This is a genomic window from Nostoc cf. edaphicum LEGE 07299 (assembly GCF_015207245.1).
Lineage (GTDB): Bacteria > Cyanobacteriota > Cyanobacteriia > Cyanobacteriales > Nostocaceae > Nostoc > Nostoc edaphicum_B.
On record NZ_JADEXF010000061.1, the window covers coordinates 1 to 9538 of the forward strand.

11 protein-coding genes are annotated in these 9538 nt (G+C 42.8%); 4 read left to right on the forward strand and 7 right to left on the reverse strand.

Annotated features, from left to right (window positions below):
• Window positions 1-1334, reverse strand: a 1334-nt coding sequence (locus tag IQ229_RS03050; RefSeq protein WP_228013057.1) for an eCIS core domain-containing protein, incomplete at its 3' end; no start/stop codon positions are given.
• A 227-nt stretch (window positions 1335-1561) separates the two neighbouring features.
• On the opposite strand from IQ229_RS03050, the gene IQ229_RS03055 reads away from it, so the two are divergent.
• Together IQ229_RS03055 and IQ229_RS03060 are read left to right on the forward strand one after the other, a co-directional pair.
• Complete coding sequence (locus IQ229_RS03055; RefSeq protein ID WP_194041174.1) at window positions 1562-1978, forward strand: XisH family protein; 417 nt, start codon at window positions 1562-1564, stop codon at window positions 1976-1978.
• The gene (locus IQ229_RS03060) at window positions 1966-2301 is read left to right on the forward strand and encodes a XisI protein (RefSeq protein ID WP_194041176.1); all 336 of its coding nucleotides are present in this window, start codon (window positions 1966-1968) and stop codon (window positions 2299-2301) included. Before IQ229_RS03055 ends, IQ229_RS03060 begins: the two co-directional genes overlap by 13 nt.
• 457 nt (window positions 2302-2758) lie before the next feature.
• On the opposite strand, the gene IQ229_RS03065 is transcribed toward IQ229_RS03060, so the two are convergent.
• From IQ229_RS03065 to IQ229_RS03085, 5 genes are all read right to left on the reverse strand, one after another.
• Window positions 2759-2896 carry a hypothetical protein gene (locus tag IQ229_RS03065; RefSeq protein ID WP_228013058.1) on the reverse strand — a complete coding sequence of 46 codons (138 nt, stop codon included), beginning with the start codon at window positions 2894-2896 and terminating at the stop codon, window positions 2759-2761.
• A gap of 28 nt (window positions 2897-2924) precedes the next feature.
• The gene (locus IQ229_RS03070; RefSeq protein ID WP_194041188.1) at window positions 2925-4643 is read right to left on the reverse strand and encodes an NAD+ synthase; all 1719 of its coding nucleotides are present in this window, start codon (window positions 4641-4643) and stop codon (window positions 2925-2927) included.
• 180 nt (window positions 4644-4823) lie between these two features.
• Window positions 4824-5570: an NUDIX hydrolase gene (locus tag IQ229_RS03075; protein WP_163929288.1), complete on the reverse strand. Its 747-nt coding sequence runs from the start codon at window positions 5568-5570 to the stop codon at window positions 4824-4826.
• Window positions 5531-6130 carry a nicotinate-nucleotide adenylyltransferase gene (locus IQ229_RS03080; protein ID WP_194041178.1) on the reverse strand — a complete coding sequence of 200 codons (600 nt, stop codon included), beginning with the start codon at window positions 6128-6130 and terminating at the stop codon, window positions 5531-5533. Before IQ229_RS03080 ends, IQ229_RS03075 begins: the two co-directional genes overlap by 40 nt.
• 58 nt (window positions 6131-6188) lie before the next feature.
• Entirely contained in the window at window positions 6189-7604 is a 1416-nt protein-coding gene (locus IQ229_RS03085) for a nicotinate phosphoribosyltransferase (RefSeq protein WP_194041180.1), read from the reverse strand.
• Window positions 7605-8058: 454 nt separating this feature from the next.
• Between IQ229_RS03085 and IQ229_RS03090 the strand changes: the two genes are divergently transcribed.
• Both IQ229_RS03090 and IQ229_RS03095 read left to right on the forward strand, forming a co-directional pair.
• Complete coding sequence (locus tag IQ229_RS03090) at window positions 8059-8211, forward strand: hypothetical protein (protein ID WP_194041182.1); 153 nt, start codon at window positions 8059-8061, stop codon at window positions 8209-8211.
• Window positions 8212-8595: 384 nt separating this feature from the next.
• On the forward strand, window positions 8596-8922 hold the full coding sequence (locus IQ229_RS03095; protein ID WP_194041184.1) for a hypothetical protein: 327 nt from the start codon (window positions 8596-8598) through the stop codon (window positions 8920-8922).
• Window positions 8923-9126: 204 nt separating this feature from the next.
• Here the strand turns inward: IQ229_RS03095 and IQ229_RS03100 are convergent.
• A partial coding sequence (locus IQ229_RS03100) for a trehalase family glycosidase (RefSeq protein WP_265582944.1) occupies window positions 9127-9538 on the reverse strand: 412 nt, incomplete at its 5' end.

The window sequence follows — 9538 nt, forward strand, 5'->3', positions numbered from 1 at the left end:
TTTACAGACTTTGTAGAAGATGATTTTTTGGGATCTGTCCTTAAAAAATTTATATAACCCTCATTATTTTTATGACTCTCAAGCACATGGTAATTCTGTCCGCTTCCCTTTCCCTTCCATGCCTTAATCGCGTCATCGCAAATTTTCTGTGAAATCTTAAAGGTTGGATAATAATTCCATCTTCCCGTCTTCGTCCCATCAGCTGTTCCATCACTCGTTAGTATAAAGTCTTCAATTTTCTTGATGAAACTCTGTACTTCTTGTTGATGCTTCTCCTGCTCTTGGGCCTTTTTTTTCTCCTGCTCTTCGGCTTTTGCCTTGGCTTTTTGGTCTTCTGTAGCGGGTGCTTTTACACTAGCAGGTAGTCCACTTCCCCACACTCGCTGCACATTTGCGGTATCTAATACTCCCCCCTTCTGCTGCACAACATGGGTCAACTCATGCGCCAACAACTCCTGTCCGCTCCGACTCCCAGGATTATATTCTCCTTGCCGAAAAAACACATCCTGTCCCGTCGTGAAAGCACGCGCCTGAATTGACCGATTCAACTGATCGGATTGACCATCGGTGTGAACCTTCACCCCACTGAAATCTGCGCCAAATGCCACCTCCATCGGTTCGCGGATGTTGTCTGCGATCGCTACTCCTCCACCCCTAGCTTGGTTAATGGACGCTTCCAGGTCTGGCGCACCAGCCATTCCAGCCTTAGCTTGACGCTGCACCATCGGCTTCATCTGTAATTCTTCCTCATCTTCTGGCACTTCTTGCCGTTGCAGCGTACGATTGTCCAGAGATTTCATCTGTAATTCTTCCTCATCCTCTGGCACTTCCTGCCGTTGTAGTGTGCTATTGTCCAGAGATTTCATTTGTAATTCTTCCTCATCCTCTGGCACTTCCTGCCGTTGTAGTGTGCTATTGTCCAGAGATTTCATTTGCAATTCTTCCTCATCCTCTGGCACTTCTTGCCGTTGCACTAAAGGCGTGATGGAATTCGCCAGAGGTTTCATCTGCAATTCTTCTGACTCTGGCAATGCTTCTCGTTGAATAGACTGGCGATTTACAGGTTGCGCCATTCTTTGCATTACCTGCTGTGCGACGCTATCAGCTTCCTGTTCGTATTTGTCTCCAGGCTGGCTAATTGAGAGTTTTGCTTGGGTACGCAGTGGTATGCGACTAATATCGTGAGTAAGTGGTTTATGGAATGGTTGTATTTCAGAAACTGCTTGGCGTGAAATTGCCGACGACTCCAAACCAAAGCCGCGTATCGGTTGTTTCAGGGATGGAATTGAGAAGCCTGTAGTAGTTTTTTTTTGCCGGCTGATGTGTTCTCTCATTTTCTTCTCCAGATGCCCAAGCAGTAGCTAGATAAATATTTTGCTGTTACTAACATCTAGAGTACTGCGATCGCACTCATAACACAATTTATCGAAAGTATAAATTTTCTGTAACCCAATTCTATGGTATCGGGCGATCGCACTCAACTCAACCGATAAGATTGGCGATGCCTGCGGCGGGCTGCGCCTACGCACTAAAATGTTAAGTAAATCAGAAAAAGTTAACGATGGCAGCTAAAGATAAATTTCATGCTGTGGTTAGAATTGCTTTAGAAAAACAGCAGTGGAAGATAACCGATGATCCTCTGCTACTGGAAGTTGGCGGAACTAAGTTTGAAATAGATTTAGATGCAGAGCAACTGTTAGCAGCAGAGCGGGGTGAAGAAAAAATTGCAGTTGAGATTAAAACGTTCCTGAGTGATTCACCACTAACAGATTATCATGCTGCATTAGGACAGTTTTTGAATTATCGGCTTGCCTTAGAAAGTAGCGATCCAACTCGCATTCTCTATTTGGCAGTGCCTATAGGTGTTTATGAAGCTTTTTTCAAGCGGGAATTTGCCCAAATATCTGTAGAGAGATATCAGATTAAACAAATTATTTATGACCCAATTCAAGAGGTAATTGTACAATGGATACCCTAGAGTCTAATCGCCATATCATTAAGTCCTTGTTGACGGCTTATGCTGCTATCCCCATCGCAAATGGTCAGATTGATTGTTACACTGTTTTTGATACAAAACAAGACCATTACATGGTTATGAATGTGGGATGGGATGGTCATCGGCGAGTCTATGGTTGTGTCTTACATTTGGATATTAAACAGGGAAAAATTTCGATTGAGCAGAATATGACGGAAATGAGAGTGGCTCAAGAACTTGTAGAGCGAGGAGTTCCAAAAGATGATATTGTTCTAGGATTTCAATCTCCTGAAATGCGTGAATATACGGGCTATGGAGTTTTTTAACGACAACATTGCGATTGCACTAACGCACCCTACAAAATTAGGCGATCGCACTTCGTTAACTCACCCTACAAAAGCAGCGATCGCACTTCTGCCTTCCCGGAATTAACTTCCGCCTTCACGTTTCGGTGTTTCGCGCAGTCTGTAGCAGCTTCCGCCTTCCCTGTAAGAGCTTCCGCCTTCACGTTTCAGTGTTTCGCGCAGTCTGTAGCAACTTCCGCCTTCCCTGAAGTAACTTTTGTCTTCAAGTAAGGGAACTCCAAAAAATAAATCATCCAATTTCACCGAATCAAAAGGACTTTCTCTTCCCCTGCGAAGATATCCCTGCTCCTCTACAAGATCGGCGATCGCAGTTTAATTCAATTTGGGATAAAATGTATCTCCGGCTTTGTGAATTTCAATCATGTCCAGTAGGGTGCGTTAGCGACAGCGTAACGCACCGCACCGCATTCCAATTCTTCTAAATATCCCAAATACTGTTAAGCACTTCTGGAACTTCAATCATTCCCCAATTTTGCGGATAAACACCTTGCTGGATAAACCGATGAATAGTTGAAAATTGCCAATCCTGTGGAGTCAGACATAATTGATGTCGCACAGGATTGTAATGAATATAATCGCTGCGATCACAACAAACTAAGGTTAGATGTAGCTGTAGTTTTTGCCTGGTAAGCCTTTTTGACACCAACCCAGTTACTAGCAATTGGCATTCGCCAACCGGTTCCAAAGGCGCGATCGGTGATTTTTAAGCCGGGGGGTGCTTGTCGCCGTTTAAATTCAGCCCGCGCCACCATTTGAATTACTCTGTCTACAATCACCGCATCGTGACCGGCTGCAACAATTTGCGCTGCTGATTGGTGGTTGTGAATTAGGCGTTGCAAAATATCGTCCAAAACTTCGTAGGGCGGTAGAGAGTCTTGATCGACTTGGCCTGGTTTGAGTTCGGCACTGGGTGCTTTAGTCAAGACGTTTTGCGGGATGATTTCATTAGTGCGATTTAACCAATAGCAAAGTGAATACACACGGGTTTTAGGAACATCTGCAATCACTGCTAACCCGCCATTCATATCGCCGTAGAGAGTACAGTAACCAACTGCCATTTCTGACTTGTTACCAGTAGATAAAAGCAGATAGCCAAATTTATTAGCGATCGCCATTAACAAATTACCGCGAATCCGCGATTGGATATTCTCTTCTGCCAATCCAAACTCAGTACCTGCAAACAAATTACCTAATGTTTGATCAAAGCCTTGCATTAACTCGCCAATTGCTAAAAGATGAGTCTTAATCCCCAAATTTTCGGCTAATGCTAAAGCATCGCTAATGGAATGCTCGGAACTGTAAGGGGAAGGCATGAGAACACCAAGGACATTTTCTTTACCAAGTGCAGCCGTGGCGATCGCAGCTACTATTGCGGAGTCAATCCCGCCACTTAAACCCAAAACTACTTTAGGAAAGCGACACTTACGAGCATAATCTCGCACTCCCAAAACCAACGCTTGCCAAATTTCTTCATCTTCCGACTCATAGACAGGTGCTACAGAACCTAATTGAAAATCCCGTTGCGCTTCGTCAAATTCAACTATTACTAAATCAGTGTCAAAGCCACGGGCACGACACATAACTTCACCTTGACGATTCAAGGCAAAACTCCGCCCATCAAAAATTAGGTCATCATTTCCGCCAACCTGATTAGCATAAATCATTGGTTGTTGAAAACGTATTGCACTATGCCTGAGCATTGTTTCACGAAACTGCTGTTTACCGGCAGTGTAGGGGGAAGCAGATAAATTTACAATCAAATCTACACCTAAAATTGCTAAGTCAGCAATCGGATTTACTGCATAACTACGTTTGCCCCAGAATTCCTCATCGTTCCATAAATCTTCGCAAATAGTTACGCCAATATGGATATCATCTAAAGTGAAATAATTAGCTTGCAAGCCTGGTTCAAAATAGCGACGTTCGTCAAATACATCGTAAGTAGGCAAAAGTCGTTTGTGAAAAACTTGCTTGACTCTGCCATTCTCTAACAAAGCCATGCTGTTAAATAAAGTTTTACCGCCACTAATATGTGCGTTAAGATTCTGTTCAACAGTTCCTACTAACACAGCTAAATTTGCTGGTAAATCCTGAGCCAAGTTTTGTAAAGTGATGCTCATCGCTTCCACAAAACTAGGATTTAGTAATAAATCTCTTGGTGGATAGCCACATAAAGAAAGTTCTGGTGTCAGCAATAAACGCGCACCGCTAGATGCTGCTCGTTGTGCCGCCTCCAGGATTGTTTGGGCATTTAAGAGCAAATCACCGATAGTAGGATTAATTTGAGCGATCGCAATTTTCATATTATTTGTCATTTGTCATTGGTCATTTGTCATTTGTCAAGAGTCACTTATGACTTTTAACTTTGCAATACGGTTCGGTATTTTGAAGATCCCCCAACCCCCTTAAAAAAGGGGCCGCCGCAGGCGGGGGGATCTTAACCGAAAGGTATTGCAGAAATTTGGACTCTGTAAAGTGATTGGTTAAATAAACACCAAAGGTTTATCTTTTAAGGGAGCAAAAGCTTCGGCGTCAAACTTATACAAACTAGCCGGACGACCAGCACCTCGTGATACCTTAATTCCGGTATCGCATAAAAAACCTAACTTCAGTAGACGCGCTCGAAAATTAGAATAATCGGAAAAGTTATCACCTAAAACTGTGGCGTATAACTGATATAAATCATTCAAGGTGAACATTTCTGGCAAGACTTCAAAAGCCACTGGGCTATACTCTAATTTATTTCGCAATCGCCTGTGTCCATAAGCTAAAATTTCATTATGATCAAAAGCTAATTGCGGCACTTGTTTTACCGGATACCAAGCTATGCCAGTCATGCGATCGGCAATCAATTCGGCTTCTTCAAATCGCACTAGGGCAAAGTAACTAACTGATAGATAACGCACACCATAACTATCAGTTGCTTCCCGTGGATCGCGGTTCGGGCCGCCAAATGTATACAGTTGTTCTAAATAGAGATTGTTGACTTTAATTTTCTCTGCCATAATGCGATAGGCGGCATCTTCTAAAGACTCTCCTGGACGTACCAAAGTACCGGGAAGACTCCAATGATTTAGAAATGGTTCTTGCTGTCGCATTACGAGTAGAACTAACAGCCGATTTTGTACAGTATCTACAGAAAAAATTACATTATCAACACCAACCTTGAAATCGGCCAAAGGTTGTTGGTTTAACGGAGTTGGTATCTTTTTTGGTGAACGTCCTGGCATTCGTACAAATGCTCTCGATTAATATAGGCAACTACAGGGGCTGTGAGGGCTTGAGAATCTCTATGTTCGCGGTACGCTGTTGAGGAAACATCTAGACCGGTCAGACTAGCGATCGCAATCTTCCCTCCCAGCTTTTGCACTACCTCTGAACTAGATTCATCTATTGCATATCCCGGTCGCGGTACAATCAGTAGTTGCACTTCCTGTAACAAATCTTCAATGCGATACCAACGTGGTAGCTGAGTCAGTAAATCTGAACCAATAATCAACGTTAATTCAGCATCTTCACCCCAAGTAAGCTTGGCTTTTTCCACTGTTTCCAGCGTTCTGAAGCTACTCAATTCTTGTTCCAAAGCAATATTATGCCGTGGCGCATCTATATCCGCAATCAACAGTCGCAACATTGCCGCCCGATGTTCTAAAGGTGTTTGATGAGACTTAAACGGATTATCCGCTGCCCAAACCGCTACCCAATCATAACGCTCAGATAACCAACTCAGAATTTTTTGATGTCCAGCAGTTGGTGGATCGGCACTAGTACCAAACAAAGCAACTCTCATAGTAATTCGTAATTCGTAGTTCGTAGTTCGTAATTAAGACATACCGAAGGAGTAATTATTACCTCTGTGTACTCAGCGCCTCTGCGGTTCGTTTTTTAGTTTCTTCAGTCAACACCCGTAACCCCTCAGAAATCTCCACTTCTACAGCCACCGGATGATCCAAACGCCGTGTCTGTTGTGGCAAACTAGCAACTGAGGCGGCGGTACGCTGACGAATTGTTGCCAACGACTCTAACGGATACAGCTGTTCACCTTCTTGTACTACCAACTGCAACAAAGGTTTTTCATCTAGAGAGCTTTCACCTAAGAGTCCCAACCTATCTGCTTTTACCTTGCCTCCTGTAAACGAGCGAAAAATCTGCTTGCGCCCTGGATAAGTAAGCTTACCACTAGACTGCTTCATCACTGGGATCCCATCAATGTCTACAAGTTTATAAACTCCATTGACAGGCGAACCTGTAACTAGTCGCGTTCCCAGTCCGTAACCATCAATTTGCGCCCCAGCAGCTTTTAATCTGGCAATTTCCCACTCATCCAAGTCGCCACTGGCAAAAATTGGTACACCGGGAAGGAGCGATCGCACCTGTTTTGATAAGGTAACTAAATCTCCTGAGTCCAATCTCACTCCTGTTAATTGCATTTCCCCGGAATTTACTTTTTCGGCCAAGCGCCCGGCAGCAGCAATGGTATCGTAAGTATCAATTAGTAATGGCGCACCCGGAAAATAGCGATGAAATGCACTAAAAGCTTGTTCTTCAGTGCCTTCTATTGCTGACAATGCCATCACCAAGGCGTGTGCCATCGTACCACTTGGCTTTTGTCCCAGTTGTAGCGCTGCTAACACATTAGAAGTGGAATCTAACCCACCCGCCAACGCCGCCCGTGCCGCCCACAAAGACCCTTGGGGACTAAATGCTCGTCTGGTGCCAAATTCTAAAAGTGTTGCTGATTCCCCTGCTACATCCCGCAACCGGGCTGCTTTTGTGGCAATCAAAGTCTGGTAATTAATCGTATTCAGCAGGTAGGTTTCTACTAGTTGCGCTTGCCAAAGGGGTGCTTCCACCCGCAACAGTGGTTGATTGGCAAACACGGCTGTCCCTTCTGGTACTGCCCAAACATCACCCGTAAACTTTCCCTCAGCTAAAAGTGACCAAAAGCGATCGCCTGCGTGAGCAAAAATTCCCGTTGCCTGTAATGCCGCAATTTGCGCGGAACTAAAGCGGATTTTGGCTAAATATTCTAATGCCTGCGTCAGCCCCATTGCAATCAAATAACCAAAACCCTCTGGCAATCGTCTGACAGACAATTCAAAGCTTGCCCGCCGTTGTTCTATACCAACGCCAGTGTAACAAGCTGCCATTGTCAACTGGTAAAGGTCGGTCAGCAAGCTGTAGTCATCGGCAGAAAGGTTCAGTTCCTGGTTCTGCTGGCTTTGCTGTTTATATACATAGTTCAAATCTGGCAAAGTTGTCATGCAAGAGCTTCCTTACAAGATGCTTCTTTTATTTATGGTAATATTTACCATAAATAATGTCAACTCCCTGCAAGTACATTGGCTGAGATTGCCGTATAACAGTAGATTTATCGGTAGCTTAATACTAACTTCATCAAATAATTAATATTTTTTAATAGTGATAGCGTGCAATAATGTTAATTAGAGCGGGTGGCTAATCAAGGAAAATAATATCCTGTCAGAGAAAGTTTGTTTTGCTTCGCTATTTTCCCAAATGGGTTGCAAGAAACAACTATGTTACCATTAGAATCAAAGAGAAAAGTTTGACTTTTTCACAAGCTAAAGTATTGCAAAGTTATCTGAATAAACATTGCATATATTCTCAATATATTGAGAATATGAGCAAGGCTTGAGTATTAGGATTAGAGTATAAGCATCACCATTAAAGCGACTCAAAAAGAGGGAGTCCAATATTATGGATATTTCCAAAATCATTGCGAACATAACCCAGTATATTTCTGAAGCTGCAATGCGGATTTTTGGCCCTACGGATGATGCTTATCCTGCTGTTGGCGTACAACCTTTTACAGGTGAGCCTTACGACGAAGATAGAGATGATAATTGGTAGATGCTGATAGGGCATTGAGAAATAGGAGTCAAAATTCAGAATTCAGACGAGGGGAATTACTGGGGAGTTTAGGCAAACCATATAATTGAAAACCATTAAATTGTAGATTTAGTTTTGTACTTAAACCCCTTTATTCAAAAGTAGTGGTGTATTGCAATATGCCACTATTTCAATTCCTTCTGCATTCTGGCTCCTAATGAATAAATATCTTGCAAAAATCATATATCAATCACAGTTTTAGTCTCAGTATGCATTAAAAATTCAAACCGCAACTATAGCGTTGCGATTAGTATAAGAGGAAAGCAACCAAAACTACTTTTGGTCTAAAATTACACGTTTTTTGTTTATTTTAGACATTTTAATCAAGCAAAGGAGTGAAAGTTCATGAAGGCGAAACTTTTCAAGTTTTTGGGTTTACCTTGTGCTTTAGTTATGCTGGGTAGTACATCCGCTTTGGCTGACAGTGCATCTGGTACAATTAGGGAATATCATCTAAATCCTCTGGTAGCACTAAGGGGTGTATGTATTCAAATGAACCCTACATCATCAAGTGCTGGAGGTTGGCTATGTTTGTGGAAAGATAATGCTTTGTACCAAGAAGTTACTGATTTACTTCTTGAGAGTTATTCGTCAAGAAAAACCTGTTATGTTACTTGGACTACTTATCGCGGCGGTCTGGCAGCTATTGATTATGTAAGCTGCTACAATTAAGCGTTTCCACAGTTAAAGCCAAGTACAGGCTTAAAGCATTTCACCAGCAGGCTAATATCTGTCAAAATAATATTGATGGCGTGAATAGTTATTTAGGTTAGTAGTTTGCGAAAGCTTAGGAATCAGAATTCAGAAGAATATTGGATGAATAAATATGCCAATCATACTAGATTCCTTCTATATTCTGATTCCTGAATTCTTACTTTAAACTTTTTTCTCGCCGATTGCTAAGAGTTCCAGAATCGCTCCATTTGTCCAGCCGAAACCAACTTCGTTAGAACTATATCCAAAGCATATTTCGTCGGAAACATTGGCAGAACAGCGTTCAACATCATATTTTTCAACTAGGGTATTATGACGCTCGAATTCTTTAACTGCCATAGCGAGAAATTTGTTGGCAATGCGATCGCCTTCTGTATGATACCCATAGCGGTGAAGTCCCTGGACGGCAACTAATGTCAATGGTGCCCAGCCAAGGGGAGCATCCCACTGGTTGCCGGTGACACGAGTACTGGTAAAAATTCCGCCTGGGGCTTCAAACAAAGAGAGATTTTCTACGACGCGTTTGGCTTGAGTTGGAGAAGCAATTCCCAGCCAGAGAGGATAGAACGCTGTC

Coding starts and splice junctions, on each gene's coding strand:
- IQ229_RS03055 (WP_194041174.1), top strand. CDS start 1,562: ATGGCAGCTAAAGATAAATTTCATGCTGTGGTTAGAATTGCTTTAGAA.
- IQ229_RS03060 (WP_194041176.1), top strand. CDS start 1,966: ATGGATACCCTAGAGTCTAATCGCCATATCATTAAGTCCTTGTTGACG.
- IQ229_RS03070 (WP_194041188.1), bottom strand. CDS start 4,643: ATGAAAATTGCGATCGCTCAAATTAATCCTACTATCGGTGATTTGCTC.
- IQ229_RS03075 (WP_163929288.1), bottom strand. CDS start 5,570: ATGCCAGGACGTTCACCAAAAAAGATACCAACTCCGTTAAACCAACAA.
- IQ229_RS03080 (WP_194041178.1), bottom strand. CDS start 6,130: ATGAGAGTTGCTTTGTTTGGTACTAGTGCCGATCCACCAACTGCTGGA.
- IQ229_RS03085 (WP_194041180.1), bottom strand. CDS start 7,604: ATGACAACTTTGCCAGATTTGAACTATGTATATAAACAGCAAAGCCAG.
- IQ229_RS03090 (WP_194041182.1), top strand. CDS start 8,059: ATGGATATTTCCAAAATCATTGCGAACATAACCCAGTATATTTCTGAA.
- IQ229_RS03095 (WP_194041184.1), top strand. CDS start 8,596: ATGAAGGCGAAACTTTTCAAGTTTTTGGGTTTACCTTGTGCTTTAGTT.